The organism is Arthrobacter sp. zg-Y916 (assembly GCF_020907385.1).
Classification (GTDB): Bacteria; Actinomycetota; Actinomycetes; order Actinomycetales; family Micrococcaceae; genus Arthrobacter_B; species Arthrobacter_B caoxuetaonis.
Genome location: NZ_JAJJOD010000001.1, coordinates 586,818 through 613,007 on the forward strand (window position 1 = coordinate 586,818; position 26,190 = coordinate 613,007).

General features: G+C 64.5%; 23 protein-coding genes and 1 tRNA gene. 16 read left to right on the plus strand and 8 right to left on the minus strand.

From position 1 onward, the window contains the following. Positions 1–89 precede the first annotated feature (89 nt). From LOC59_RS02840 to LOC59_RS02855, 4 genes are all read left to right on the plus strand, one after another. Positions 90–842: a hypothetical protein gene (locus tag LOC59_RS02840; RefSeq protein WP_227894240.1), complete on the plus strand. Its 753-nt coding sequence runs from the start codon at positions 90–92 to the stop codon at positions 840–842. A gap of 209 nt (positions 843–1,051) precedes the next feature. After that, positions 1,052–1,651, plus strand: coding sequence for an FABP family protein (locus LOC59_RS02845; protein ID WP_227894241.1), 600 nt, complete (start codon positions 1,052–1,054; stop codon positions 1,649–1,651). A 95-nt stretch (positions 1,652–1,746) separates the two neighbouring features. After that, positions 1,747–2,844 (plus strand): CAF17-like 4Fe-4S cluster assembly/insertion protein YgfZ, encoded by a 1,098-nt coding sequence (ygfZ, locus tag LOC59_RS02850; RefSeq protein ID WP_227915519.1) that lies wholly within the window; start codon positions 1,747–1,749, stop codon positions 2,842–2,844. Between the two features lie 70 nt (positions 2,845–2,914). Beyond that, on the plus strand, positions 2,915–3,322 hold the full coding sequence (locus tag LOC59_RS02855) for an ankyrin repeat domain-containing protein (protein ID WP_227915518.1): 408 nt from the start codon (positions 2,915–2,917) through the stop codon (positions 3,320–3,322). Positions 3,323–3,337: 15 nt separating this feature from the next. Here LOC59_RS02855 and LOC59_RS02860 read toward each other — a convergent pair whose 3' ends face one another. The 5 genes from LOC59_RS02860 to LOC59_RS02880 form a co-directional block, all read right to left on the minus strand. Continuing rightward, positions 3,338–4,057: a GNAT family N-acetyltransferase gene (locus LOC59_RS02860; RefSeq protein ID WP_227894244.1), complete on the minus strand. Its 720-nt coding sequence runs from the start codon at positions 4,055–4,057 to the stop codon at positions 3,338–3,340. 65 nt (positions 4,058–4,122) lie between these two features. After that, positions 4,123–5,151 carry a 6-phosphofructokinase gene (locus LOC59_RS02865; protein ID WP_227894245.1) on the minus strand — a complete coding sequence of 343 codons (1,029 nt, stop codon included), beginning with the start codon at positions 5,149–5,151 and terminating at the stop codon, positions 4,123–4,125. Between the two features lie 132 nt (positions 5,152–5,283). Next, the gene (locus LOC59_RS02870; RefSeq protein WP_227894246.1) at positions 5,284–5,523 is read right to left on the minus strand and encodes a PspC domain-containing protein; all 240 of its coding nucleotides are present in this window, start codon (positions 5,521–5,523) and stop codon (positions 5,284–5,286) included. Positions 5,524–5,588: 65 nt separating this feature from the next. Further along, positions 5,589–5,888 (minus strand): hypothetical protein, encoded by a 300-nt coding sequence (locus LOC59_RS16730; protein ID WP_331460389.1) that lies wholly within the window; start codon positions 5,886–5,888, stop codon positions 5,589–5,591. Then, positions 5,885–7,315: a PspC domain-containing protein gene (locus LOC59_RS02880; RefSeq protein ID WP_229970537.1), complete on the minus strand. Its 1,431-nt coding sequence runs from the start codon at positions 7,313–7,315 to the stop codon at positions 5,885–5,887. Before LOC59_RS02880 ends, LOC59_RS16730 begins: the two co-directional genes overlap by 4 nt. A 133-nt stretch (positions 7,316–7,448) precedes the next feature. Between LOC59_RS02880 and LOC59_RS02885 the strand changes: the two genes are divergently transcribed. Next, positions 7,449–8,726, plus strand: coding sequence for an ATP-binding protein (locus LOC59_RS02885; RefSeq protein ID WP_229970539.1), 1,278 nt, complete (start codon positions 7,449–7,451; stop codon positions 8,724–8,726). Continuing rightward, entirely contained in the window at positions 8,723–9,382 is a 660-nt protein-coding gene (locus LOC59_RS02890) for a LuxR C-terminal-related transcriptional regulator (protein WP_227894249.1), read from the plus strand. Before LOC59_RS02885 ends, LOC59_RS02890 begins: the two co-directional genes overlap by 4 nt. Here the strand turns inward: LOC59_RS02890 and LOC59_RS02895 are convergent. Next, positions 9,379–10,602, minus strand: coding sequence for a pyridoxal phosphate-dependent aminotransferase (locus LOC59_RS02895; protein ID WP_227894250.1), 1,224 nt, complete (start codon positions 10,600–10,602; stop codon positions 9,379–9,381). The genes LOC59_RS02890 and LOC59_RS02895 overlap by 4 nt on opposite strands. A 361-nt stretch (positions 10,603–10,963) precedes the next feature. Here LOC59_RS02895 and LOC59_RS02900 point away from each other — a divergent pair. The 8 genes from LOC59_RS02900 to rplL all read left to right on the plus strand — a co-directional run bounded on the left by LOC59_RS02900 (position 10,964) and on the right by rplL (position 16,159). Further along, a tRNA-Trp gene (locus tag LOC59_RS02900) sits at positions 10,964–11,036 on the plus strand. A gap of 103 nt (positions 11,037–11,139) precedes the next feature. Then, positions 11,140–11,406 (plus strand): preprotein translocase subunit SecE, encoded by a 267-nt coding sequence (gene secE / locus LOC59_RS02905; protein ID WP_227894251.1) that lies wholly within the window; start codon positions 11,140–11,142, stop codon positions 11,404–11,406. 98 nt (positions 11,407–11,504) lie between these two features. After that, positions 11,505–12,281 carry a transcription termination/antitermination protein NusG gene (nusG, locus tag LOC59_RS02910; RefSeq protein WP_227894252.1) on the plus strand — a complete coding sequence of 259 codons (777 nt, stop codon included), beginning with the start codon at positions 11,505–11,507 and terminating at the stop codon, positions 12,279–12,281. Positions 12,282–12,407: 126 nt separating this feature from the next. Further along, complete coding sequence (gene rplK, locus LOC59_RS02915; protein WP_227894253.1) at positions 12,408–12,839, plus strand: 50S ribosomal protein L11; 432 nt, start codon at positions 12,408–12,410, stop codon at positions 12,837–12,839. A gap of 132 nt (positions 12,840–12,971) precedes the next feature. Further along, the gene (gene rplA, locus LOC59_RS02920; RefSeq protein WP_152226438.1) at positions 12,972–13,679 is read left to right on the plus strand and encodes a 50S ribosomal protein L1; all 708 of its coding nucleotides are present in this window, start codon (positions 12,972–12,974) and stop codon (positions 13,677–13,679) included. A gap of 122 nt (positions 13,680–13,801) precedes the next feature. Then, on the plus strand, positions 13,802–14,875 hold the full coding sequence (locus LOC59_RS02925) for a GNAT family N-acetyltransferase (protein WP_227915516.1): 1,074 nt from the start codon (positions 13,802–13,804) through the stop codon (positions 14,873–14,875). Positions 14,876–15,156: 281 nt separating this feature from the next. Then, positions 15,157–15,723, plus strand: coding sequence for a 50S ribosomal protein L10 (gene rplJ, locus LOC59_RS02930; protein ID WP_227894255.1), 567 nt, complete (start codon positions 15,157–15,159; stop codon positions 15,721–15,723). Between the two features lie 61 nt (positions 15,724–15,784). Further along, positions 15,785–16,159: a 50S ribosomal protein L7/L12 gene (gene rplL / locus LOC59_RS02935; protein ID WP_227894256.1), complete on the plus strand. Its 375-nt coding sequence runs from the start codon at positions 15,785–15,787 to the stop codon at positions 16,157–16,159. 95 nt (positions 16,160–16,254) lie between these two features. Here rplL and LOC59_RS02940 read toward each other — a convergent pair whose 3' ends face one another. Together LOC59_RS02940 and LOC59_RS02945 are read right to left on the minus strand one after the other, a co-directional pair. Beyond that, positions 16,255–16,737 carry an aminoacyl-tRNA deacylase gene (locus tag LOC59_RS02940; protein WP_229970541.1) on the minus strand — a complete coding sequence of 161 codons (483 nt, stop codon included), beginning with the start codon at positions 16,735–16,737 and terminating at the stop codon, positions 16,255–16,257. A 41-nt stretch (positions 16,738–16,778) separates the two neighbouring features. Then, positions 16,779–17,999 carry an acetyl-CoA C-acetyltransferase gene (locus tag LOC59_RS02945; protein WP_229970543.1) on the minus strand — a complete coding sequence of 407 codons (1,221 nt, stop codon included), beginning with the start codon at positions 17,997–17,999 and terminating at the stop codon, positions 16,779–16,781. Positions 18,000–18,545: 546 nt separating this feature from the next. Here LOC59_RS02945 and rpoB point away from each other — a divergent pair. Both rpoB and LOC59_RS02955 read left to right on the plus strand, forming a co-directional pair. Beyond that, the gene (gene rpoB, locus LOC59_RS02950) at positions 18,546–22,046 is read left to right on the plus strand and encodes a DNA-directed RNA polymerase subunit beta (protein WP_227894259.1); all 3,501 of its coding nucleotides are present in this window, start codon (positions 18,546–18,548) and stop codon (positions 22,044–22,046) included. Positions 22,047–22,235: 189 nt separating this feature from the next. Further along, positions 22,236–26,126, plus strand: coding sequence for a DNA-directed RNA polymerase subunit beta' (locus LOC59_RS02955; RefSeq protein WP_227894260.1), 3,891 nt, complete (start codon positions 22,236–22,238; stop codon positions 26,124–26,126). Positions 26,127–26,190: the final 64 nt, after the last annotated feature.

Consider the following 26,190-nt stretch of genomic DNA (forward strand, 5'->3'; position numbering starts at 1 on the left):
CGGTCCCAGCGGCCAGAGAGTGGTTGAAAGTATACCCAGCGGCACGCGGAGAACCCGTAGCTTTTATGAGTGCCGCGTAATAAGGCAGTATGGCTAGGGTGAAACTTTGGACCATAGCGGTGCCGGCCGCCACTGTACTGACCGGCATCGTGGCAGCATCCTACGTTTCTCCCGAAGCAGTCGCCATTGTCACCGGAGCGGCAGCGGCGCTGGCCGGCTTTGGCTGGCCGTACCTGCTGGGGGTTCCCGCCCGCAAGACCCAGGGAGCGGTCCTGGCACTCGTCGGGGCCGGCAGCACTGCCGCAGCCTTCTTTGCCCCGGCCACTGCCATGCTGACCTGGATGCCGGGCGTCGTTGCCGTAGGCGTGGGTGCCGTCTTCGTGATTCAGCTGCTGCGCGGCACAGGCCAGGCCCAGCGCCTGGAATCCACCCTGGGAGTGATCAGCGGAGCACTTGTTGCCGGCATGGGAGCGGGATGGGTTGCCGCGGACAGGCTGGCAGGTGCCGAGGGTTCCCAGGGCCTGATCGTCGCCAGCGCCGCAGCGATCGCCGTCGCGGGCGCCGTTTCCCTGATTCCGCTTCCGGACCGGATCACCGCGCCGTTGGGTGTCCTGACGGGGGCTCTCGCGGCTGCCGCGGCCGCAGCACTGGTGCCGGGACTTCCCGTCGCTGCCGGCGCTTTCATCGGCGCGCTGTGTGCGGCCGTGGTTGTGGCGGTGCGCCGCCTTGCCCTGATCCGGGATGATTCTCCCGGGCTGCTGGGCCTGGTCTCAGCCGGTATGGCGCCGGTGCTGGCGCTGGGCACGGCCGTGTACTTCGCCGGTCGCCTGCTGGTCCCGTAGGCCGCCTGCCGCACGGCGTAACGGAGACAAAGCAGTCTGCCGGCAGGTTAGGATGTAGGCATGTCGCTTCTTGCTCTCGAAATCTTCTTCATTGTTCTCCTGGGTGTAGCCGGCCTGGCCATGGCCGGCTTCGCAGCCCTCGTCGTGGCACGCCTGTACAAGGGTCAGAAGTAATTCCACACCCGTAAAACCACAGGAAGGGTCCGGCCATGCCCATGGAGATCCCCACTGACCTGACACCTGAACTGGTGCCGCTTTCCTGGCTCCTCGGAGTGTGGGAAGGAACAGGCCGGCTCGGTGAAGGCGATGCCGAATCTGAGCACTTTTCGCAGCGTGTCACCTTTACGCAGAACGGCCTGCCCTACCTGCAGTACACAGCGGAGAGCTGGCTGACGGACGAGGAAGGCACGGTCCTGCGGCCATTGGCGGTGGAAACGGGCTTCTGGGCCCTGGACCGCCCCCTGAACGACGCCGACGGCGGCCCGGGCCTGATTCCCGCGGACATTGTTCCCGCGATGCGCAGCGCCGATGAGGTGGAACAGCTGCGCAATGACGACGGCGGCTTCGACATCACCGCCACGATCGTGCATCCCGGCGGAATCGCTGAACTGTACTACGGGCAGATCAAAGGTCCGCAGATCCAGCTGAGCACCGACCTCGTCATGCGCGGCGTCAACTCCAAGGAATACACTGCGGCCACCCGCATCTACGGGCTGGTCAACGGCGATCTTTACTGGCGCTGGGACGTAGCCGCAGAGGGCAAGGCCCTTGAAGCGCACGCCTCCGCCATCCTGAAAAAGCAGCCCTAGCCGCCGGTGCCCGCTCACCGTGCCGCGGGCACGGTGATGCACCCTTCATGCGCCTTCCCGGAATACTGCTCCCAGCCAAGGACGTTGCACCTGACATGAGCATCAAGAGCCCTCTCCTGACCCGTTCCGGCGCCGTCGAAGCCGGCGCCCCGGATTCCGGCATCGCGGCCCACTACGGGGACCCCCTGCGTGAACAGCGTGCCCTGGCCCGCGGCGAGGCCGTCACCGACCTTTCCAACCGGGGAGTTCTCACGGTCGAAGGACCGGACCGCCTGAGCTGGCTGAACACGCTCTCCTCGCAGCAGCTGCTTTCCCTCGAGCCGGGAGAGAGTACAGAGCTGCTGCTGCTGAGTGTCCAGGGGCGCATTGAGCATGACGCCCGCGTGCTCGACGACGGCGAACGCACCTGGCTCATTGTGGAAGGGAACGAAGCGCCGGTCCTGGCATCGTGGCTGCAGAGCATGAAGTTCATGCTCCGGGTTGAGGTCCGGGACGTCAGCGCCGACTGGGCCGTTGCGGGCTCTGTTGCCGCAGTGCCGGCGTGGTCCGGCTACCTCACCTGGATCGACCCGTGGCCCAAGGTTGGCCCGGGGGGATTTGCCTACACGGAGACTCCGGAGGAAACGCATCCGGGCCTTGAACGCTCCTGGTATGAATACCTGATTCCGCGTGCTTCCCTGGAGGAAGCTGTTGCCGCGTCCGGGCGCACGCTGGCCGGAGCCATGGCAGCAGAGGCGCTGCGCATCGCGGCCTGGCGCCCCCGGCTCGGCATGGAAACGGACGACAAAGCCATTCCGCACGAACTCGACCTGATCCGCACTGCAGTCCATCTGGCCAAGGGCTGTTACAAGGGCCAGGAAACAGTGGCACGTGTCCACAACCTCGGCCACCCGCCCCGCAGGCTGGTTTTCCTGCAACTGGACGGGTCCCAGCACACCCTTCCGGCTGCCGGAGCTGCCGTGAAGTTCGGCGAGCGGACCGTCGGACGCGTGACATCGGTGGCCCAGCACTATGAGATGGGCGCCGTGGCCCTGGCTGTTATCAAGCGCTCGGTAGACCCCGAAGCCGCGCTGACCGTCGATGACGAGGGCGAACTGTACGCCGCAGCCCAGGAACTGATTGTTTCCCCGGACGCCGGACAGGCAGTCGGCCGCCCGTCGGGGTTGCTGCGTACGCCACGGGCGCGCAGCTGAGCGCCGGTGCCTGAACCAGGAACAGCCCCTGCAGCCGCGGTGTTGCCGGGGCAAGGAAGGATGAAGACAGATGACAGATTCCCCTGACACAGCACAGGACGGCATGGATGCCGACATGCTGGAGCTGGCCGAACGCCTGTTCAACGCGGCACGTGAGGGAGATACCGGGCTCCTGCGAACGTACGTCACGGCCGGTGTGCCGGCCACTCTGACCAACTCGGCAGGCGATTCCCTGCTGATGCTTGCTGCCTACCACGGCCACGCAGACGCTGTTGCGCTGCTGGTGGAGCTGGGTGCGGACGTCAATACGCTCAATGACCGCGGGCAGTCTCCGCTGGCCGGCGCCGTCTTCAAGGGATACGCGGACGTCGTCCGTGTCCTCGCTGAAGCGGGAGCCGACCCGGACGCGGGTAACCCCTCGGCCCGCGCAACAGCTGCCTACTTCCAGCGGACGGACCTGCTCTCCGGAACTGCCTAGGGCGCCGGCGGCAGCCTAGGCGGTCAGGGACACGGAGGACCGCATGCCCGCCGGGACGAACCCTGCGCCTGCAGCCGTCCGTGTCGCCCCGACGTTGTTCGACGGAATGCGTGACTGCGGAATCAGCCCTGCCGCCATGGCATCTTCGACCGCAATGCTGGTGACATAGGAACCCAGCCCGCGCATCCGCAGGCCCGGCGCTGTCAGCGCGGCGACGTCAGCCAGGATACCGTCCCTGATGCTGTAGCCGGCGCCGGCAACCGGGACCGGGCTGTTCCCGTCAGAGTCATCCACCAGCACAAACAGCGAATCCCGGTGCGAGAGCTTCGCTTCGATGACGTCGTCCGGGGGGCAGAGCCGCTCCAGGGCTTCAGCGATGTGCGGTTCCTGGGCGACAGCGAGTTCTTCGGCGGGGGGAACCGGGGGAAAAGAATCGGCGTAGTACAGGTACTCGGTGGCCATTGCGCAGCCGCCGTGGTGGTGGGAAAGCCGTAAAAGCGCTGCATCGCTGCTCAGTTCGGCTCCGCTGATGGAGCGGACCTGCTTTGCCGCCCATCCCGGACCGGAAAAGACTTCGCGTCCAAACAGCTTGACGAACGAAACTTCCTGGGCCTCGTCATGGACGTCGTAGATGCGCTCGTGGCGGTCCGCGGCCGCCAGGGCGTCGTCGTCGAGTCCCAGCCTGCGGGACCATGCGAGCTGAATGATGGCAACAGTGCCGGGGTCAAGGTCCATAAATGTCAAACTACACGGGGGTGCGCCGCCCGGCGCAAGACTGAGTCCCGAATTTGATAGGAGCCCTAACCAAAAAGGATGGCAGCTTCCTCGTAGCGGCTCTCCGGAACGGTCTTGAGGTTGCCGAGCGCTTTTTCGAATCCAACCCGGACTATATCCGTTCCATGGAGCGAAACCATGGTGCCCCACAGGCCCTCCATCACGGAGTCCACGGCTGCCATGCCCAGCCGGGTCGCCAGCACCCGGTCAAAGGCAGTGGGCACCCCGCCGCGCTGGATGTGTCCCAGTACCGCAGCCCTTGTTTCGATGCCGGTCCGGGCTTCGATCTCCGGGGCCAGCAGCTCGCCGATCCCGCCGAGGCGCGGGCGGCCGAAGGCATCGAGTCCGCGCTCGGAGTGGGGGGCTTCCATGTCCGTGGTGACGAAGCCTTCGGCGACAACCACCAGGGGAGCACGGCCGCGCTCACGGGCATCGTTGACCCATTGCGCTATTTGGTCCAGGCTGACGGGCTTCTCGGGAATCAGGATCGCGTGCGCGCCGGCGGCCATTCCGGAATGCAGGGCGATCCAGCCGACGTGGCGTCCCATGACCTCCGCGACCATGCAGCGGTGGTGCGATTCACCCGTGGTGCGGAGCCGGTCAATCGCTTCCGTCGCGATCTGGACCGCTGTGTCAAAACCGAAAGTGAAGTCTGTTGCGTCGAGGTCGTTGTCGACTGTCTTGGGGACGCCGACGATATGCAGGCCGGCATCGGTGAGCCGCTGGGCGGCAGCGAGCGTTCCCTCCCCGCCGATGGCGATCACTGCGTCGATGCCGAGACGGTCCATCGTTGCCTTGATGTTCTCCGGGCCCCCGTTGGGACCTTCGAAGGGGTTGGTGCGGGAGGTGCCCAGAATGGTGCCGCCCTGTTTGGAAATGCCGCGGACCCTTGTCCGGGGAAGGTCAATGATGTCCCCGTCAACGACACCGCGCCACCCGTCGAGGAAGCCAACAAACTCGGCGTCGTGCGTCTTGATGCCGTTGAGCACTGCTCCGCGGATCACCGCGTTGAGTCCGGGGCAGTCGCCCCCACTGGTGAGAATGCCGATCTTCATTGCAGAACCCCTGGATCTGTTGGTGGGCGGCGGCCTTCTTTGATTCTAGCCACCGCGGCCCAGTGTCCCGTCATTGACGCGGCACCCGCGGGCAGCGGCCCCGGGATTTACTTCCCGGGGCCGCTGCAGGCGTTAGCTGCGGATGAGTTTCTGCAGCGCGATCGTGCCGTCGGTGGTGGGCAGGAGAAGCCAGGCCACCAGGTAGGTGCCGATACCGATAAACGGCAGCAGGAAGCTCAGCAGCACGCCGATGCGCACCAGGGAGACGTCCCAGCCAAACTTCTGGGCGATTCCGGCGCAGATCCCGGCTACCCAGCCGCCGCGGGCACGCTTGATGGGGGAAGAACGGAGTACGTCATAGAACTTTTCCATGGGGTTATTCTGCCTGCTTTCAGTTCTGGTGCCAGGGTAGTGGTCCCGGCGTGGGGGGGCGGGTGCTACGGAGTTCGCCTGTGGCCCAGCACCGCCAGCAGCCCCCCGATGACCAGGGCGGCGCCTGCACCGATGAGCAAGCCAAGGAGCACCATCGCGGTGTCGAGCCGGACGCCGGTGAGCTGGACCACCAGGATCAGTCCGCCGACCGCTGCCAGGACCAGGCCCCAGACGATCGTTCCAACCCGCAGCGGCCGGCGCTCAGGTTCGGGTTCCGGGAGGTAGGTGTCATCTGACGGACCGGCTCCGAAGGCACCTGTGCCACCGGCGCCGAACTTCTCCGATTCGTTCGTGAAATCGCTCATTGGTTGAGGCTGCTTTCGTTCGTGGTCACCAGGACGTGGCTGGCGACACCCTTGATCTGGATGACGATCCGGTTGCCGGTTGCGTTGGGGTTCAGCTGCCGCTCCTGGTCACCGACCCACAGGCCGCCGAACGTGGCAAGTGTTCCGCCGTACTCCAGCTCCACTTCGCCCATTGCCACTTCGCCGTAGACCGAGACCGGAACATCGTCGGGCACCAGGATGGTGAGGTCCCCCGCGGCGACACTCACCGGAACAATGACATCACCGTCCTTGAGGTCACCGGCGATACCACGCAGGTCCAGGGCGCCGTCCGCGGCGATCACGCTGTAGCCCTCCGCTGCACTGCTGGACTGTTCAGCGCTCCAGGTGGACTCGTTTGCGACCACCAGGTTCCGGTAGGCATAGTTGCCGCTGAACAGCAGCGCTCCGATCAAGGCGAGGACTCCCAGTCCTCCGGCGATGCCGGAGGACCTGCCGGCCGCGCCGAGTGCCGCGACGCCGAGGCCAAGGACTACTCCTGCGCTGGCGAGGGCGACGGCTACCGGGGCCCCGAGGGCGTAAATGCCCGTGTAATCCAGTGCCAGCAGGGTCCCCGCCGCGAGAAGCGCGAATCCGCAGATCAGTGCCGCCCACGACGCCGGGGGCGAAGTGCTGGGGGCTTTGGCAGGCTGCGGCCGCGGGGCTGGCATGTAGCCGTAACCGCTGTCCCGGTGCGGCTGCCCCGGGTAGGCCGTAGCTCCGGAGGGGAAGGGAAGCGGCATGGTAGGCGCATCCGGACCCGGGTATCCGGCGGCAGGAGGGAAACCGGCGGTTGCCTCGGGGGACGGGCCCGCTGCGGGAGACTCTGCGGACGGCCACGCCGGTTGGGCCGGCGCGGCAGGGCGGCGTGTGTCCGTTCCCGGTACCCCGGGCGGCGTACCGGCGGGACCGGGCCGTCCGTTCCGCGTTGTGGCCCAGTAGATGACGAGGATTACGGCAGCGACCCAGAAGAGTCCCCAGAAGATCGGTCCCAGCCAGCCGTCATCGGCCAAGAAAGAAAGGCCCGGGCCGCTGAAACCAAGAATGGTGAAGGTCAGGGCGCCGGTCATACCCGCAGTCCATGTTCCGCGGATCGCCTGCTCCAGATGGATCCGGCCGTCCGGCTCGGGCAGCAGTGCCCAGGCGACGCCGTAGAGGACCACACCGATCCCGAAGAGGGAGAGCAGGATGACGAGGCCGCGGACGAGGATTGGATCAAGGCCGGTCCGCTGCGCAATTCCGCCGGCCACTCCGCCAATCCAGCGGTCCCGGGAGCGTTGGAGGCCCAGCTGCCGAAGCCAGGCGAAGAAAGAATTCTGCTGCGCTCCGCCGCTCGGGTGAACGGGCGGGGTGTTGGGCCCGGGGGCGGGGTGGTGCCCGTTGGAGGGCTCGGAAGGGTGCGTGTTCATGCTTCCAGTCTTCCGTTCCCGGCCGCACGTTACATCCGGGTTTCCCCTGAGGGACCCCTGATCCTTCCCTGAACCCGTGCGCCTGCTCCGTAGAGAAGGCGGTTTCGGCTGTCCGGCGTGCTTGGATTGGAACATGAGACCGCCCTTGCTCCGTTCCCAGCAGAAGGTAGTGGCAGGCGTCTGCCCGGGCCTGGCTGCCCACTTGGGATTGCCGGTGCGGACAGTCCGCCTCCTGATGGTGCTGCTGTCCCTCCTGGCCGGTGCCGGCGTCGTCCTCTACGCATGGCTCTGGATCATGGTGCCCACCGCCGAGGAAAAGGCAGCTGCCGGGGAACATAATCCGCGCAGTGTGGCGGAGAACTTCGCCCGCTATCTTCAGCAGGGCCAGGGAGACCGTTCCGGTGCCGGGACCGCCGTATTGGGCAGCCGGGAAATCCTGATCGGCGTCGGACTGCTGCTGGCGGCCGCTGCGATCGTCGCCCAGGCCCTTGGCGCCTCAATCAACCTGCAGATCCTGCTTCCCTTCGCGGTAATCGTGGCAGGTGCTGTCCTCGCCTGGTCCCAGCTGGACGCCAGCAGGAGGGCCGGACTGGTTGCCGGAGCGGGAGGGGACCGGAAAATGGGCCTGTTCCGGCTGGTGACCGGGCTGGTCCTGGTGATCGCCGGCTTCCTGCTGGTGATTTCCGGGTCCTTTACCTGGGATGTCCTGCTGGCTGCGTCCCTGGCTTCACTGGCCGTGCTGGCCGGCATCGCGCTGGTTCTGGCACCGTGGGCCGTGAAGTCCTGGCGGGCTTTCCATGCTGAACGGGCCGGCCGGATCCGCCAGACCGAACGCGCCGAGATTGCCGCGCACCTTCACGACTCGGTCCTCCAGACACTGGCCTTGATCCAGAACCGGGCAGGTTCCGAGGCCGACGTCGTCAAGCTCGCCCGGGCACAGGAGCGTGAACTGCGCCAGTGGCTTTATGCGGACCCGGAAAAGGGCACAGGCACCGTGGCTGACGCCCTTAAGGCCGCGGCCGCCGAGGTGGAAGACGCGTACGGACACCCGGTGGACTTTGTTGCCGTGGGGACGGCGGAGCTGACGGAACAGAGTTCGGCGCTGGTCCAGGCCGCCAGGGCAGCCCTCTTCAACGCAGCCCAGCACGCCGGCGGACAGATCTCCCTGTACCTCGAATGCCGGCCCGAGGCGGCTGAAGTGTTCGTCCGCGACCGGGGCAGCGGCTTTGATCCGGCCGCCGTGCCCCAGGACCGCCTGGGCGTACGGGAATCGATCATCGGGCGCATGACCCGGAACGGCGGGACAGCGAAGGTGCGGAGCAGTACAGACGGCACCGAGATACATTTGGCATTGCCACTGGCCGGCGCCGACGTCCCGGTGGAACCGAAACGGGAAACGGAGAACAGTTGAGCAGCCCAGCAGAACCTATTTCGGTAGTGGTGGTGGACGACCACGCGATTTTCCGCTCCGGCCTCAAGGCAGACCTTGACGCGCGGATAGATGTCCTGGCTGAGGCTGCGACGGTTGAAACCGCGATTGCAGCCATCCGCCGGTTCCAGCCGCAGGTAGTACTTTTGGACGTCCACCTGCCCGGGGGCTCCGGAGGCGGCGGAGCCGAAGTCCTTGCTGGCTGCGCGGACCTGCTGGGTTCCACCAGGTTCCTGGCCCTCAGCGTCTCCGACGCAGCCGAGGACGTGGTCACCGTGATCCGCGCCGGAGCACGGGGCTACGTTACGAAAACCATTTCGGGCGCCGAGATCTCCGACGCCGTTCTCCGGGTGGCAGACGGGGACGCCGTCTTTTCGCCGCGCCTGGCAGGGTTTGTCCTCGACGCTTTCGGGGCCTCGACGACGGTCAGCGTGGAGGACGAACTGGACCGGCTCTCGGTTCGTGAACGCGAGGTCATGCGCCTGATAGCCCGGGGCTACAGCTACAAAGAGGTAGCGAAGGAGCTGTTTATTTCCGTCAAGACGGTGGAGACCCACGTTTCCGCAGTCCTGCGGAAGCTGCAGCTCTCCTCACGCCACGAACTGACGAGGTGGGCTGCAGCCCGCAGGCTGCTCTAGGCCTTGGCCTGTCCCAGGAAGTCCTTGAGCCGGTCCATACCGGTTTTGAGGTCTTCGTCGCCCAAGGCATAGGAGAGGCGCAGGTAGCCGGAGGGGCCGAAGGCCTCACCCGGAACGACGGCGACTTCCACGGTGTCCAGGATCAGTGCGGCAAGCTCTGCCGAGGTCTGCGGACGCACCGGACCCGCCGCACCGGGGAATTCCTTCCCGAGCAGGCCGCGGACGTCGGCATACGCGTAGAACGCGCCTTCCGGCATCGGGCAGTTAATGCCCTCAATCGAATTCAGGGCCTCCACCATGGCCTTGCGGCGGCGGTCAAACGCCAGCTTCATTTCATCGACGGCGGCCAGCGGGCCCGACACTGCTGCCAGGGCGGCCATCTGGGAGATGTTCGAAACATTGGATGAAAGGTGGGACTGCAGGTTCGTGGCCGCCTTGATGACGTCCGGCGCAGCGATCATCCATCCGACCCGCCAGCCGGTCATGGCGTACGTCTTCGCCACGCCGTTGAGGATGACGACCTTGTCGCCCAGTTCCGGGCAGCGCGTGGCGATGGACGTGAACGGCACGCCGTCGTACGTCAGGTGTTCGTAGATTTCGTCGGTAACGACGAACAGTCCGTGGTCAGCGGCCCACATGCCGATTTCCGCAACCGCCTCGGCGGGGTAGACGGCGCCGGTGGGGTTGGAGGGCGAAACGAACAGCAGCACCTTGGTCTTGTCCGTCAGGGCAGCATCGAGCTGTGAGACGGTCACCATGTAGCCCTGTTCCGGCCCCGCGAAGACCTCCACCGGGATACCCCCGGCGAGCCGGATGGCTTCGGGATAGGTGGTCCAGTACGGCGTCGGGACCAGAACCTCGTCGCCGGGATTAAGCAGCGTGGCGAATGCCTCGTAGACGGCCTGCTTGCCGCCGTTCGTCACCAGGATCTGGGAAGGGTCGACGACGTACCCGGAGTCCCGCCTGGTCTTTTCGGCAATGGCCTTCTTGAGTTCAGGCAGTCCGGCCGCGGGGGAGTAACGGTGGAAGCGCGGCTCCCGGGCAGCAGCAACGGCGGCGTCCACGATGTAGCCGGGGGTGGGGAAGTCCGGTTCGCCCGCACCGAAGCCGATCACCGGGCGGCCGGCGGCTTTCAGGGCCTTGGCCTTCGCGTCGACTGCAAGGGTGGCGGATTCTGCAATGGAGGCGATGCGCTCTGAGATTCGGCCGTTGGAAGGCATGGCGTTCCCGTCTGGTTTGATGCTGAAGGCGTGCAGTTACGTGTGTTGTTCCGCGGAAAGCACTGCCTTCCGCGCAGGGCGGGTGTCCGCCCCTGTATGGAAGCCAAGCTTAGGCGTGCCGGAGTCACATTTCAGTCTTTTACACTTTCCTGCCGGGCCCCGGGGGCTGATTCCTGCGGCTGAGACGCCGGTTGTTCGCCTGTCCCGGGGGCTGTGCCCGCAGGGCCCTGCGGGGCCGGTTCGACTCAGGGCAAAAGATTGCGTAGACTTGATCCTCGGTGTTGTTCTCTCGATGCTGGTTCATGCCCGCAGCCCGGTTAGGCCGGAGCAGGTATGTAGCGGTAATGTGGGACTCTCCCAAAGGGTAGTGGCGCAATTGGTAGCGCAGCGGTCTCCAAAACCGCAGGTTGCAGGTTCGAGTCCTGTCTGCCCTGCGCATGACGTCGTTTTTTCGCCGTCTAGAGCAGTTCCTTCATGAAGCAGCAGTTCCCAGCGCACGCTGCGGAGCTGTGAACCGACAGATGAGTGAGGCGAAAGGTGACCGAAACAGCTGCCAGCAGCTCTAAGGGACACCCCTCAGGCAAGCCCCGGAAGCGCGGCTTCTTCGCCGGTATCGCCCTCTTCCTCCGCCAGGTCATTGCTGAGCTGAAGAAGGTGGTGACCCCCACCCGCAAGGAGCTGCTGCGGTTCACCATCGTGGTTATGGCCTTCGTGGTGGTCATGATGATCATCGTGTCGTTGCTGGACTTCATCTTCGGCACCGGCGCACTGTGGATCTTCGGTTCGGGCGGCGGCGAAAGCTAGCCACCGGCACCTTTAGCCGTACAGGCGCGAAGGTACGGCGAAGAACCTGAGCTAGTGACAAACCCAAAAGAGCTCTGAAGAAGAAAGCAGGAATCTACGTGTCCGAGCAAGAACTCGAATCACAGATCAATGACGAAACCGCTGATCTGGATACCGAGGATCAGGTAACCGAAGCAGACGCCACGGCGGCTGCCGGTGACGCATCGGCCGAAGACGCGGAACAGGCTCCCACTGAGGAAGCGGAAACCGCGGCTGCTGAAGAGCCCGAAGAAGATCCTGTTGAAGCATTCAAGGCCAAGCTGCGCCGCCAGGAGGGTGACTGGTATGTCATCCACTCCTACGCAGGCTACGAGAACCGTGTAAAGGCCAACCTCGAGACCCGCATCCAGACCCTGGACATGGAAGAGAACATCTTCGAAATCCAGGTTCCGATGGAGGAAGTCGTCGAGATCAAGAACACCACGCGGAAGATCGTGAACCGGGTGCGTATCCCCGGTTACGTCCTGGTCCGCATGGAACTCACCGACGCCTCCTGGGGCGTTGTCCGCCACACTCCGGGTGTCACCGGCTTTGTCGGCAACGCACACAACCCGGTTCCGCTGAGCCTGAACGAAGTCTTCTCCATGCTGGAGCACACGGTGGTTTCGCCCAAGGCTGCCGCAGCCGGCGCCCAGGCGAAGGCCGCGCAGTCCGCCGTAACCGTGGACTTCGAGGTCGGCGAGTCCGTGACCGTGAACGAGGGCCCGTTCGAGACCCTTCCGGCAACGATCTCCGAGATCAAGCCGGAATCGCAGCAGCTTGTGGTCCTGGTGACCATCTTCGAGCGCGAGACTCCGGTGACGCTCTCCTTCGGCCAGGTCACAAAGCTGCAGTAACCAGACTTCGCTGCCGCGGGACCGCTTTATCCCGCCAAGCAGCGTTCGGCCGCCGCGCCACGGCGGCCACCAACCCGGATGGACGCTCCTGTTCTTCGGGAACATAATTTAGAGAAGGACCCTTTCATGGCCCCCAAGAAGAAGGTCACCGGCCTTATCAAGCTGCAGATCAATGCAGGCGCCGCCAACCCGGCTCCTCCGATTGGTCCCGCGCTTGGCCAGCACGGTGTCAACATCATGGAATTCTGCAAGGCGTACAACGCTGCAACGGAATCCCAGCGCGGAAACGTTATCCCGGTTGAAATCACGGTTTACGAAGACCGTTCCTTCACCTTCATCACCAAGACGCCTCCGGCGGCTGAACTGATCAAGAAGGCTGCCGGCGTCGCCAAGGGCTCGGGCACCCCGCACACCGTCAAGGTTGCGAACCTGACCCAGGCACAGGTTGAAGAGATCGCTACCCAGAAGATGGAAGATCTCAACGCCAACGACGTCCAGGCTGCTGCAAAGATCATCGCCGGCACCGCCCGCTCCATGGGCATCACCGTCGAAGGCTAATAACGCCTTTCCGCACGGGTTCGCCCGGGCACAACCAAATTCATCATCGCTGATCCGCCATCAGGGCAGGACAGCACGTGGCAGGGCCGAGCGCGGTCCGACAGACCACAACTGCACAAGGAGAAAAAGCAGATGGCAAAGCGCAGCAAAGCATATGAAGCCGCTGTGGCAAAGATCGACGCGGACAAGCTGTACGCGCCGGTAGATGCCGTAGCACTGGCGAAGGAAACCAACCCGTCCAAGACGGACGCAACCGTTGAGGTTGCCTTCCGCCTGGGCGTTGACCCCCGCAAGGCTGATCAGATGATCCGCGGCACGGTCAACCTTCCCAACGGCACGGGCAAGACCGCCCGCGTCCTCGTTTTCGCGACCGGCGAGAAGGCTGAAGCAGCAATCGCTGCCGGCGCCGACTTCGTTGGCTCCGATGACATGATCGAAAAGGTTGCAGCAGGCTGGACCGACTTCGACGCCGCAGTGGCTACTCCGGACCTCATGGGCAAGGTCGGCCGCCTGGGCCGCGTGCTCGGCCCGCGTAACCTCATGCCGAACCCGAAGACCGGTACGGTGACCCCGAACGTTGCCAAGGCAGTGTCGGACATCAAGGGCGGCAAGATCGACTTCCGCGTCGACAAGCACTCCAACCTGCACTTCATCATCGGCAAGACCTCCTTCGACGCGCAGAAGCTGGCTGAGAACTACGCAGCTGCCCTCGAAGAGGTGCTTCGCCTGAAGCCGTCCGCAGCCAAGGGCCGCTACATCCAGAAGGCCACCGTGACCACCACCTTCGGCCCCGGCATCGCCGTGGACCCGAACGTCACGAAGGTTCTCGCAGACGCATAGTCAGCGCATCACTTCGGGAGGCATCCTCCCCACAACGGCCGCAGCTCATGCTGCGGCCGTTTTGTGTTTCCGCTGCGGATCCTCCTTTGGTTCCGGTGGAGTTATCCGGGAGGATATGGACCATGACTCCCTTGGCTGTTGAACCGCTCGTCCTGCCGCAGAGCACGGAATCGCCGGACGCGGGCGGGTTCCTGGCTGCCGCCGGGCTCTTCAATGCCCATCAGCGCGAGATCTGGGGAAATGACGACTTTTGTGAAACGCCCCAGGCGCAGCTGGCCAGGCTGCAGAGCACACCCACCCGCCGGCGGCAGCTGCTGGTTGCACGGAGCGGTTCCGGGCAGGAAATCCTCGGCGTGGCCCAGCTCAACTTTCCCCTGACCGACAACCTGCACACGGGCACCGTGAACGTGGTGGTGGATGCCCGTTCTCGGCGGAGAGGCATCGGCGCGGCGCTCTGCGCTGCGGCTGGGGAGCTGGCTTCCGCGGACGGCCGGCGGACGCTGATAGCGGAAACCGAGCACCCACTGGATGGAGGGGAAGAGCGAGCCGGCGGCGGTCCGGCGTCGTTCATCCCGCAGGACGCAGCGGCTTCCTTCGCCTCGGCCTGCGGATTCAGCCTGGAACTCGTTGAGCGGATCAGCCGGCTCGACCTGCCGGTGGACGGTCCCGGCGAAGGTTTCCCGGGCAGCGCAGCGGGCGCCGGCTACGAACTCGTCTTCTGGCAGGACGCGTGCCCGGACGCACTGGTGGATGCCTACGCCCAGCTCAGGCAGAAGATGAGCACGGACGCGCCCCTCGGCGGCCTGGACCTGTTGCCGGAAGTCTGGGACGTGCCCAGGGTCCGGGAAGCCGAGGGCAAGGCCCGCGGGATGGGGTATGACGTGCTGGTATGCGCCGTCCGCCATACGGCCTCGGGTGAGCTCGCGGGGCATACCGTGCTGGAAGTTGCGCGGAGCAACCCCGCCGTGGCCTACCAGGACGATACGCTGGTGCTGCATCGCCACCGCGGCAACCGGCTGGGCATGATGATGAAGGCCGGAAACCTCCGGCGGCTGGGGCAGCTCTTCCCCGAAGTTCAGCGGGTTTACACCTGGAACGCCGAGGAGAACCGGTACATGCTCGCCATCAACTTACAGCTCGGGTTCCGGGCCATTGGCTATTCGGGGGAGTGGCAGAAGGAGCTTTCCCTGGGCTAAGACCCGCCGATTTGTCCCTCCCCGGGATCTCCCGTACTCTTGAACTACCAAAGACCGTCGGTCGATGTGCCTTCAATCCCACTGTAAAAGCTGAACCTTCAGCCTGCGCGGGTGGAAACCGGTTGGGGAAACATCCGAAAGTCCCTCATGAGGGCGGCCTGCGCAGGTGAACGAACTGAACTCCGGAGAATTCCGTTGAGTGAAGCCCCGTGCATCTGCCCGGGGCGTTTTTTATGGGCAGGACCAGATCCACCGGCATTATTTTCCCCGGAAGGAGGGTTATGGCAACGCCAACCAAGGTGTCAGCAGTTGAAGAAATCGCCAACGATTTCAAGGATTCAACCGCCGCTGTCCTAACCGAATACCGCGGGCTCACCGTTGCACAGCTCAAGGAGCTGCGCCGTTCGCTCGGCCAGGACACCAAGTACTCGGTCGTCAAGAACACCCTGACGGGCATTGCAGCCAAGGAAGCCGGCATCGACGCGTTCGATGGCCAGCTCTCCGGCCCCACTGCAATCGCCTTCATCAAGGGTGACGCAGTTGCCGCTGCGAAGAGCCTGACGGATTTTGCAAAGTCCAACCCGCAGCTGATCATCAAGACCGGTGTCTTCGAGGGCAATGCCCTTGACGCGTCCGGTGTTGCTGCCCTGGCTGCGCTCGAGTCCCGCGAGTTCCAGCTTGCACGTGTCGCCGGTGTCCTCAAGGCACCGATGTCCATGCTGGCCCGCTCGGTTGATGCCCTGCGCGTCAAGCTCGAAGAAGAAGGCGGCGCTGCTGCTCCCGCTGCGGAGGAAGCTCCGGCAGCCGCAGAAGAAGCACCGGCCGCCGAAGCAGCCACCGAAGAGTAAGAACTCTTCACCCTCAAACTCCGGCGCCCCAGGGCGCCACTTATAGGAAGGACGCCACATCATGGCGAAGCTCACCAACGAAGAGCTCATTGAAGCTTTCAAGGAACTGTCCATCATCGAGCTCTCCGACTTCGTGAAGCTCTTCGAAGAGACCTTCGACGTCACCGCTGCTGCTGTTGCAGTTGCCGGCCCGGCCGCAGGCGCTGCTGAAGCTGCTGAAGAGAAGAGCGAATTCGACGTTATCCTCGAAGCCGCCGGCGACAAGAAGATCGCAGTGATCAAGGAAGTCCGTGCGCTGACTTCCCTGGGCCTGAAGGAAGCCAAGGACCTGGTTGACAGTGCTCCGAAGGCCATCCTCGAAGGCGCCAACAAGGAAACCGCTGACAAGGCAAAGGAAGCCCTCGAGGCAGCCGGCGCCACGGTTACCCTCAAGTAGCATCAGTTCCGCGGGCCTGCCCGCAGTGCTTTTCAAAAGCCCCCGCCGCCTGGAAACAGGCAGCGGGGGCTTTTGGCATTCACGTGCGGGCGAAACTAGGGGAGCGGTTCAGTGATGTCCAGGACCTCGGCGTCCAGCGCGGCCAGCAGCTCATCGCCGTTCACGAACAGGCTGGCGCCGTGCTCTCCGGCGCCCATGGAAACGCGCCGGCCGCGGATTCCCGGGGCGGCGAAGACGGGCCACGCGGCCGTGCTGCCCAGCGGCGTAATTGTTCCGCGGGTATAGCCGGTGGCCTCGAATGCCTCGTCTGCGGGCGGCAGCACCAGTTTGTTCGCGCCCGCTGCGGCGCGGAGCTTAGGCCACGAAATCTGCTCATCTCCGGGAACCAGCGCGAACAGGTAATCCCCGGCTCTTCGCCGAACCACCAGGGACTTCACGATGGCCGCCGGGCTGATGCCCAGCGCGGCCGCCGCTTCCGGCAGGCTCGCCGCCGCCGGCCGGTCCACGATGGTGACGTCCAGTCCCAGCGCGTCCGCGGCCCGCAGCACCCGCTCGCGCCCGCGGAGTTCCTCCGCCATGACCATTTCTCCTGGTTTTCCTGGTTTCCCTGGTTTCTCTCCTAGTTGCGGTACAGGAGCAGCGCCTCGCCCTGCCCGCCGCCGCCGCAGAGACCGACGGCGGCGCGGCCGGAGCCCCGCCGGTTCAGTTCATGGGCGGCATGAAGGGCAAGTCTTGCGCCCGAAGCGCCGATCGGATGGCCCAGCGCGATCGCCCCGCCGTGGATGTTGCAGTCAGCCAGGTCTATACCCAGCTCCTGCAGGGACTGTACGGCGACGGAACCGAAGGCTTCATTGATCTCGACGAAGTCCAGGTCTGCTGCGGTCCAGCCGGCGCGCTTGAGCGCCTGGGCGATGGCATTGGAAGGCTGGGAATGCAGGCTGTTGTCCGGTCCTGCCACCTGGCCCGGCATGCCCACGAAGGCCAGGATCTCCAGGCCCTGCTCCTCGGCGAAGGCACGGGAGGCAAGGACAACAGCGGCCGCTCCGTCGGAAAGCGGTGAAGAGTTGCCCGCGGTGATCGTCCCGTCGGCCGCGAAGGCCGGCCGCAGTCCCGCCAGGGTTTCCACGGTCGTGGAGGGCCGTACTCCTTCATCAGCGGTGAGCACCACAGGGTCGCCCTTGCGCTGCGGAACGGACACGGGGGCAATTTCGACGTCGAAGATGCCTGCCTCGGCAGCAGCAGCCGCCCGCTGGTGCGAAGCAGCGGCAACTTCGTCCTGGGCGGTCCGGCCGATCCCGAGGGCAGTGTTACCGCGTTCCGTGGAAACGCCCATCGACTCATTGTCGAAGGCATCGGTCAGTCCGTCGTGTGCCACGGAATCCACCACGGACATGTTGCCGTAGTTCCAGCCCTGGCGGGAACCCGGCAGCACGTGCGGGCCGCGGGTCATGGACTCCTGGCCGCCCGCAACAACCACGGTTGCTTCCCCGGAGCGGATGAGGCGTGCCGCGTCCGTAATCGCAGCGAGGCCGGAGAGGCAGACCTTATTGATGGTCACCGTGGGCACATCCCAGCCGAGCCCTGCCTTGATGGCAGACTGGCGGGCGGGGTTCTGCCCGCAGCCGGCCTGTACAACGTGCCCCATGATCAGGGTGTCCACCTGGGACGGGGCAACACCGGCGCGCTCCAGGGCGGCGGAGATGGCGAAAGCTCCGAGTTCGACGGCGGTAAAGGCCGCCAGCTGTCCGTTCAGGCGTCCCTGCGGCGTACGCGCGCCGCCGACGATCACCACCTCCGGAGCGCCGTCGGTACTGGATCCTGCAAATGCCGAAGTGCTCATGCGGACTGTCCACTTTCAGTTGGAGGAAGTACAGATTCTGCCCTTAGGCTACCTCCCTTGCCGTGGCGTGGGACACACCCGGCGCAGCGGGGCCGGAGAACAGGATGGGGAACAGGGGCACAGTGCTTTGTGCAGGGAATGGGAAGCGTGTGGATGAAAGCACGCACAGCCGGCGGACTTGGGGTACGCTTGTGTGTAGCCAGCCGCATATCGGTACGCTGGCACCGCGCCCGTAGCTCCCCGCAAGGACGCAGCAGACGACGAACCAGCGGTTCGAAGCTGCTGGAACCAGGGTTGAGCTGGCAGGGGTTTCGATTACCGGGTAGACTTCTGTGTCCCCAATGCCCTATAGTGGATATTTGCTTCCCTCTCTTAACCTTCAGCCTTCATATAGCGGTGGGCTGTGTCACGGGCCAGGCGGCATCGATAGGCGTTCCCACAAGAACTGTTCGATGCCCGGTGCCCCGGGAGGACGCACGCGGACCAGGTCCGTCAGTGCAGAGGGGGAGCGCGAAACACGCCTGAAGGTCTGTGGAAGGATCCCTCTTGGTCGCCTCGAGCACCTCTAATAACGCAACCGCTACCACTCCGGAGAACGCAGCTTCCCGGATTTCATTCGCAAAGATTCACGAACCGCTGGATGTTCCCAATCTTCTTGCACTGCAGACGGACAGCTTTGACTGGCTTGTCGGCAACGAACGCTGGAAGGAACGCCTGAGGAAGGCGCAGGAAGAAGGCGACGCCGGCTTCGCTACCACCTCCGGCCTCGCGGACATCTTCGAAGAAATCTCCCCGATCGAAGACTTCCAGGGCACCATGTCCCTGAGCTTCTCGGAACCTGAATTCGCGGACCCGAAGTACACCATGGCCGAGTGCAAGGACCGGGACGCTACGTACTCGGCTCCGCTGTACGTTAAGGCCGAGTTCATGAACAACAACACGGGCGAGATCAAGCAGCAGACCGTGTTCATGGGTGACTTCCCGCTGATGACGGACAAGGGCACCTTCGTGATCAACGGCACCGAGCGTGTCGTTGTTTCCCAGCTGGTCCGTTCCCCGGGCGCCTACTTTGAGCGCACCGCTGACAAGACCAGTGACAAAGACATCTACACCGCGAAGATCATTCCTTCCCGCGGTGCCTGGTTCGAGCTGGAAATCGACAAGCGCGACCAGGTGGGTGTCCGCCTGGACCGCAAGCGCAAGCAGTCCGTCACCATCCTGCTGAAGGCCCTGGGCTGGACCGAAGGCCAGATCCTCGAGACCTTTGGCGAGTACGACTCCATCCGCGCCACCCTGGAGAAGGACCCCACGGAGACGCAGGAAGATGCCCTGCTGGACATCTACCGCAAGCTGCGTCCGGGAGAGCCGCCCACGGTCGAAGCCGCAAAGACGCTGCTGGAGAACCTGTACTTCAACCCGAAGCGCTACGACCTTGCCAAGGTTGGCCGTTACAAGATCAACCGCAAGCTGGGCGTCGAGAAGCCCATTGGCGATTCTGATGCCTCGGTCCTGAACATCGACGACATCGTCGCGATGATCAAGTTCCTCGTGGCGCTGCACGCCGGCGAGAAGACCATTCCCGGCAAGCGCAACGGTGAAGACGTCGACATCCGCGTTGAGGTCGACGACATCGACCACTTCGGCAACCGCCGCATCCGCGCCGTCGGCGAACTGATTGAAAACCAGATCCGCACCGGCCTTTCCCGCATGGAGCGCGTTGTCCGTGAACGGATGACCACCCAGGACGTCGAGGCAATCACGCCGCAGACCCTGATCAACATCCGTCCGGTTGTCGCTGCGATCAAGGAGTTCTTCGGAACCTCCCAGCTCTCGCAGTTCATGGACCAGAACAACCCGCTGGCCGGTCTGACGCACAAGCGCCGCCTGTCCGCGCTGGGCCCGGGCGGTCTGTCCCGTGACCGTGCAGGCATGGAAGTCCGTGACGTCCACCCCTCGCACTACGGACGTATGTGCCCCATCGAAACCCCTGAAGGCCCGAACATCGGCCTGATCGGTTCGCTGGCGTCCTACGCCCGGATCAACGCCTTCGGCTTCATCGAGACCCCGTACCGCAAGGTTGTTGACGGCGTCGTGACCGACCAGGTTGATTACCTGACGGCTGATGACGAAGTCGAGCGCACGATCGCACAGGCCAACGCCCCGCTGCGTGCCGACAACCACTTCGAAGAGGACCTGGTCCTCGTCCGTGCCCGCGGCGGATCCGGCGAGCCCGTGCTCGTGGAGCCCACCGAGGTGGAGTACATGGACGTTTCCCCGCGCCAGATGGTGTCGGTCGCAACGGCCCTGATTCCGTTCCTCGAGCATGACGATGCCAACCGTGCCCTCATGGGTGCGAACATGCAGCGGCAGGCCGTGCCCCTGCTCCGTTCCGAGCGTCCCGTGGTGGGCACCGGTATGGAGAAGTACGCAGCCATCGACGCCGGTGACTCCGTCACCGCCGCCAAGGCCGGCGTCGTCACCGAGGTTTCCGCTGACCTTGTCACCGTCATGAACGACGACGGCACCGAGACCAGCTACCCGATCATGAAGTTCGCGCGCTCGAACCAGGGCAACGCGTACAACCAGCGCGTGACCGTCTCTGAGGGCACCCGGGTAGAGGTCAACGACGTTATCGCCGACGGCCCCTCCACCGACCAGGGCGAACTGGCGCTGGGCAAGAACCTGCTCGTCGCTTTCATGTCCTGGGAAGGCCACAACTACGAAGATGCGATCATCCTCTCGCAGCGCATGGTCTCCGACGATGTCCTGACCTCGATCCACATCGAGGAGCACGAAGTTGATGCCCGCGACACCAAGCTCGGTGCCGAGGAAATCACCCGGGACATCCCGAACGTGTCCGAGGAAGTTCTGGCCCAGCTCGACGAGCGCGGCATCATCCACATCGGTGCCGAGGTTGAAGCAGGAGACATCCTGGTTGGCCGCGTGACCCCGAAGGGTGAAACCGAGCTGACCCCCGAAGAGCGCCTGCTGCGCGCCATCTTCGGCGAGAAGAGCCGCGAAGTCCGCGACACCTCCCTGAAGGTTCCCCACGGCGAGTCCGGAACCGTCATCGGCGTGCGAATCTTCGACCGTGACAACGACGACGAGCTGCCCCCGGGCGTCAATCAGCTGGTGCGCGTCTACGTTGCCCACAAGCGCAAGATCACGGACGGCGATAAGCTGGCCGGCCGCCACGGCAACAAGGGCGTCATCTCCAAGATCCTCCCGATCGAAGACATGCCGTTCCTGGAAGACGGAACCCCCGTCGACATCGTCCTGAACCCGCTGGGTGTCCCGGGCCGAATGAACGTCGGACAGGTCCTGGAAATCCACCTGGGCTGGGCTGCCAAGCAGGGCTGGAAGATCGAGGGCGAGCCGGACTGGGTCAAGGACCTGCCCGAACTGCCGCGTGAGACCGGTCCCACGACTGTTGCCACCCCGGTGTTCGACGGTGCCAGCGAGGATGAAATCACCAACCTGCTGGACTCCACGAACGTCACCCGCGACGGCGACCGCCTGATCGGTGCTTCCGGAAAGGCCCGTCTGTTCGACGGCCGCTCCGGCCAGCCGTTCCCGGATCCGATTTCCGTTGGCTACATGTACATCCTGAAGCTGCACCACCTTGTCGACGACAAGATCCACGCACGCTCCACGGGTCCGTACTCCATGATCACGCAGCAGCCGCTGGGTGGTAAGGCACAGTTCGGCGGCCAGCGCTTCGGTGAAATGGAAGTCTGGGCCCTGGAAGCCTACGGTGCCGCTTACACCCTGCAGGAACTGCTCACCATCAAGTCCGATGACATCCACGGCCGCGTCAAGGTCTACGAAGCCATCGTCAAGGGTGAGAACATCCCGGAGCCCGGCGTTCCGGAATCGTTCAAGGTGCTCATCAAGGAAATGCAGTCGCTCTGCCTGAACGTGGAAGTCCTTTCCACCGAGGGCAACACGATTGAAATGCGTGACTCGGATGAAGAAGTCTTCCGGGCCGCGGAAGAGCTGGGTATTGATCTGTCCCGCGCAGAGCCGAGCTCAGTAGAAGAGGTTTAGCCGTAACTGGCCCGGCTGGGGCCGGGCGGCCCGGAACGGCGGCAACGAAATTCCTTGCTCGCAGAGCTCGCAGGAATATTAAAGCCGCCTAACCCGGACCGTCCGGCCCTGGCTGGGGACCAGTTCAGCTTTCGCTTCTTCCCGTACCCGAGACATTCAGATTTAGAGAACAAGAGAGAACAGGGACCCATGTCCAACGATTCCACGTTCGGCCTCATGCGAATCGGCCTTGCCACTGCGGACGAAATCCGCAACTGGTCTTACGGCGAGGTCAAAAAGCCGGAAACCATCAACTACCGAACCCTGAAGCCGGAGAAGGACGGTCTTTTCTGCGAAAAGATTTTCGGTCCGTCCCGCGACTGGGAATGCTACTGCGGCAAGTACAAGCGCGTCCGCTTCAAGGGCATCATTTGTGAGCGCTGCGGTGTCGAAGTAACCCGTGCCAAGGTCCGCCGCGAGCGGATGGGCCACATTGAGCTCGCCGCTCCGGTGACCCACATCTGGTACTTCAAGGGTGTTCCCTCCCGTCTGGGCTACCTGCTTGACCTGGCGCCGAAGGACCTTGAAAAGGTCATCTACTTCGCTGCGTACATGATCACTGCCGTTGACGAAGATAACCGCCACGCCGAACTGCCGAACCTGCAGGCCGAGCACGACCTGGAGCGCAAGCACCTCGTCGACCAGCGCGACTCCGACATCGCCGCCATTGCCAAGGACCTCGAAGGCGAGCTTGCCCGCCTCGAAGGTGAAGGTGCCAAGGCTGCCGATAAGAAGAAGGCCCGCGACTCCGCCGACCGCCAGATGGCCAAGGTCCGCCGCGACGCCGACAACAACATCGAACGCCTCGAGCAGGTCTGGGAGCGCTTCAAGAACCTCAAGGTCGGCGACCTCGAGGGCGACGAAGGCCTGTACCGCGAACTGCGCGACCGTTACGGCCTGTACTTCGAAGGCTCCATGGGTGCGGAAGCAATCAAGAAGCGCCTTGAAGACTTCGACATGCAGCAGGAGTCCGAGAACCTGCGCGAGATCATCCAGAACGGCAAGGGCCAGCGCAAGACGCGTGCCCTGAAGCGCCTGAAGGTTGTCAACGCGTTCCTGACCACCACGAACAGCCCCATGGGCATGGTCCTCGACGCTGTCCCGGTGATCCCGCCGGAACTGCGCCCGATGGTCCAGCTCGACGGCGGCCGTTTCGCGACGTCGGACCTCAACGACCTGTACCGCCGCGTGATCAACCGCAACAACCGCCTGAAGCGCCTGCTGGATCTCGGTGCCCCCGAGATCATCGTGAACAACGAAAAGCGCATGCTCCAGGAAGCTGTTGACTCCCTGTTCGACAACGGCCGCCGCGGCCGTCCGGTCACCGGACCGGGCAACCGCCCGCTGAAGTCGCTCTCGGACATGCTCAAGGGCAAGCAGGGCCGGTTCCGCCAGAACCTGCTCGGCAAGCGCGTTGACTACTCCGGCCGTTCCGTGATCGTGGTTGGCCCGCAGCTGAAGCTGCACCAGTGCGGCCTGCCCAAGCAGATGGCTCTGGAGCTCTTCAAGCCGTTCGTGATGAAGCGCCTGGTTGACCTCAACCACGCACAGAACATCAAGAGCGCCAAGCGCATGGTCGAGCGTTTCCGCCCGCAGGTCTGGGACGTGCTGGAAGAGATCATCACCGAACACCCGGTGCTGCTCAACCGTGCACCCACCCTGCACCGCCTCGGCATCCAGGCCTTCGAGCCGCAGCTGGTTGAGGGCAAGGCCCTCCAGCTGCACCCGCTGGTCTGCGGCGCCTTCAACGCTGACTTCGACGGCGACCAGATGGCAGTGCACCTGCCGCTGAGCCCCGAAGCCCAGGCCGAAGCACGCATCCTGATGCTGTCCTCGAACAACATCCTGAAGCCGTCCGACGGCCGTCCGGTGACCCTGCCTTCGCAGGATATGATCATCGGCCTGCACCACCTGACCACCAAGCGTCAGGGCGCAGCCGGTGAAGGCCGTGTGTTCGCTTCGCTGGCCGAGGCCATCATGGCCCACGACCTTGGCGAGCTGCACCTGAACGCTCCGGTCAGGATCCGCGTTGACGGCTTCGTCCCGAGCGACGGTCAGCCGGCTCCGGAAGGCTGGGAAGAAGGCACTCCTGCCCTCATCCCGACGTCGCTGGGCCAGGTTCTGTTCAACCAGACCCTGCCTGAGGACTACCCCTGGGTCGAGGCGGTTGCCGACAAGGGCCAGCTCTCCCAGATCGTCAACGATCTGGCCGAGCGGTACCCGAAGGTCGTCACGGCGGCCACGCTGGACAACCTGAAGGACTCCGGTTTCTACTGGGCCACCCGCTCAGGCGTCACCGTTGCCATCTCGGACATCGCTGCTCCGATCGACAAGCCCGCCATCATGGAGGTTTACGAAGCACGCGCAGCCAAGGTCGAAAGCCAGTACGGCAAGGGTCTGATCGCTGAAGACGAGCGCCGCCAGGAGCTCATCGACATCTGGAACCAGGCAACCAACGAGGTTGCCAAGGCTATGCGTGACAACATGCCGATCGAGAACAACATCAACCGCATGGTGTCCTCCGGTGCACGAGGCAACTGGCTGCAGGTCCGGCAGATCGCCGGTATCCGCGGTCTGGTGGCCAACCCGAAGGGCGAGATCATCCCGCGTCCGATCAAGTCTTCCTACCGTGAAGGCCTGTCGGTCCTGGAATACTTCATCGCCACCCACGGTGCCCGTAAGGGCCTGGCCGATACCGCCCTGCGTACCGCAAACTCGGGTTACCTGACCCGTCGTCTGGTGGACGTCTCGCAGGACGTCATTGTCCGCGAAGAGGACTGCGGTACCGAGCGCGGCCTGAACGTCACCATTGCTGTTCCGGATCACAACGGTGAACTGGTGCTGCACGAAGAGGTCGAGAACTCGGCGTACGCCCGTACGCTGGCCACCGACGTCACCGATGCAGAAGGCAACGTCCTGGCCAAGGGCGGCGACGACGTCGGCGACGTGCTGATCGCGAAGCTCTTCGCTGCCGGCGTCACCGACATCAAGGTCCGCTCCGTGCTGACCTGTGAGTCGGCCGTTGGAACCTGTGCACTGTGCTACGGCCGCTCTCTGGCCACGGGTAAGACCGTGGACATCGGAGAGGCCGTGGGCATCATTGCCGCACAGTCCATCGGTGAGCCCGGTACCCAGCTGACCATGCGTACCTTCCACACCGGTGGTGTTGCATCGGCGGAAGATATCACCCAGGGTCTGCCCCGTATCCAGGAGCTCTTCGAAGCACGTACCCCCAAGGGCGTTGCTCCGATCTCCGAGACGGCCGGCCGGGTCACCATCGAAGAGGCCGACCGCCAGATGCGTCTGGTTGTCACTCCCGATGACGGCACCGAGGAAATCGCCTACCCGGTCCTGCGCCGTGCCCGCCTCCTGGTTGCCGACGGCGACCACGTCGAGGTTGGCCAGCAGCTGGTTGCAGGTGCAGTGGATCCCAAGCAGATCCTCCGCATCCTCGGCCCGCGCAAGGCACAGGAGTTCCTGGTGGACGAAGTCCAGCGCGTGTACCGCAGCCAGGGTGTAGGCATCCACGACAAGCACGTGGAAGTCATCGTCCGCCAGATGCTGCGCCGCGTGACCGTGATCGAATCCGGCGATTCCGACCTGCTCCCGGGTGAGCTGGCAGAACGCCGCCGGTTCGAGAGCGAGAACCGCCGCGTGGTCTCCGAAGGACGCCGTCCGGCCGCTGGCCGTCCGGAACTGATGGGCATCACCAAGGCATCCCTGGCGACCGAGTCCTGGCTGTCCGCTGCTTCCTTCCAGGAAACCACCCGCGTCCTGACGCAGGCGGCCATGGAAGGCAAGAGCGACCCGTTGCTCGGCCTCAAGGAGAACGTCATCATCGGTAAGCTGATCCCGGCCGGAACGGGCCTGCCCCGTTACACCGAGGTCACTGTCGAGCCGACCGAAGAAGCAAAGGCCAACCTCTTCACCGGCCCGAGCGCCTTCAGCGACTTCGACTACGCCGGAGTTGACGGCGGCCTGAGCCCCGAGTTCCACGCCATCCCGCTGGATGACTACGACATGGGCAGCGAATTCCGCTAAAGCCGGAACGCAGCGCATTAAACCGCTAGGGAAGGACCCCGCCGAAAGGCGGGGTCCTTCCCCG

Excerpts from the sequence above, each read along its gene's own strand:
- LOC59_RS16730 (WP_331460389.1), bottom strand. The coding sequence starts at position 5,888 with ATGAGCGATTTCACGAACGAATCGGAGAAGTTCGGCGCCGGTGGCACA.
- LOC59_RS02945 (WP_229970543.1), bottom strand. The coding sequence starts at position 17,999 with ATGAGCACTTCGGCATTTGCAGGATCCAGTACCGACGGCGCTCCGGAG.
- LOC59_RS02880 (WP_229970537.1), bottom strand. The coding sequence starts at position 7,315 with ATGAACACGCACCCTTCCGAGCCCTCCAACGGGCACCACCCCGCCCCC.
- rplA (WP_152226438.1), top strand. The coding sequence starts at position 12,972 with ATGGCAAAGCGCAGCAAAGCATATGAAGCCGCTGTGGCAAAGATCGAC.
- LOC59_RS02865 (WP_227894245.1), bottom strand. The coding sequence starts at position 5,151 with ATGAAGATCGGCATTCTCACCAGTGGGGGCGACTGCCCCGGACTCAAC.
- rplJ (WP_227894255.1), top strand. The coding sequence starts at position 15,157 with ATGGCAACGCCAACCAAGGTGTCAGCAGTTGAAGAAATCGCCAACGAT.
- LOC59_RS02895 (WP_227894250.1), bottom strand. The coding sequence starts at position 10,602 with ATGCCTTCCAACGGCCGAATCTCAGAGCGCATCGCCTCCATTGCAGAA.
- LOC59_RS02855 (WP_227915518.1), top strand. The coding sequence starts at position 2,915 with ATGACAGATTCCCCTGACACAGCACAGGACGGCATGGATGCCGACATG.
- LOC59_RS02940 (WP_229970541.1), bottom strand. The coding sequence starts at position 16,737 with ATGGCGGAGGAACTCCGCGGGCGCGAGCGGGTGCTGCGGGCCGCGGAC.
- LOC59_RS02955 (WP_227894260.1), top strand. The coding sequence starts at position 22,236 with ATGTCCAACGATTCCACGTTCGGCCTCATGCGAATCGGCCTTGCCACT.
- ygfZ (WP_227915519.1), top strand. The coding sequence starts at position 1,747 with ATGAGCATCAAGAGCCCTCTCCTGACCCGTTCCGGCGCCGTCGAAGCC.
- LOC59_RS02870 (WP_227894246.1), bottom strand. The coding sequence starts at position 5,523 with ATGGAAAAGTTCTATGACGTACTCCGTTCTTCCCCCATCAAGCGTGCC.
- LOC59_RS02925 (WP_227915516.1), top strand. The coding sequence starts at position 13,802 with ATGACTCCCTTGGCTGTTGAACCGCTCGTCCTGCCGCAGAGCACGGAA.
- rplL (WP_227894256.1), top strand. The coding sequence starts at position 15,785 with ATGGCGAAGCTCACCAACGAAGAGCTCATTGAAGCTTTCAAGGAACTG.
- LOC59_RS02885 (WP_229970539.1), top strand. The coding sequence starts at position 7,449 with ATGAGACCGCCCTTGCTCCGTTCCCAGCAGAAGGTAGTGGCAGGCGTC.
- LOC59_RS02840 (WP_227894240.1), top strand. The coding sequence starts at position 90 with ATGGCTAGGGTGAAACTTTGGACCATAGCGGTGCCGGCCGCCACTGTA.
- LOC59_RS02845 (WP_227894241.1), top strand. The coding sequence starts at position 1,052 with ATGCCCATGGAGATCCCCACTGACCTGACACCTGAACTGGTGCCGCTT.
- rplK (WP_227894253.1), top strand. The coding sequence starts at position 12,408 with ATGGCCCCCAAGAAGAAGGTCACCGGCCTTATCAAGCTGCAGATCAAT.
- LOC59_RS02860 (WP_227894244.1), bottom strand. The coding sequence starts at position 4,057 with ATGGACCTTGACCCCGGCACTGTTGCCATCATTCAGCTCGCATGGTCC.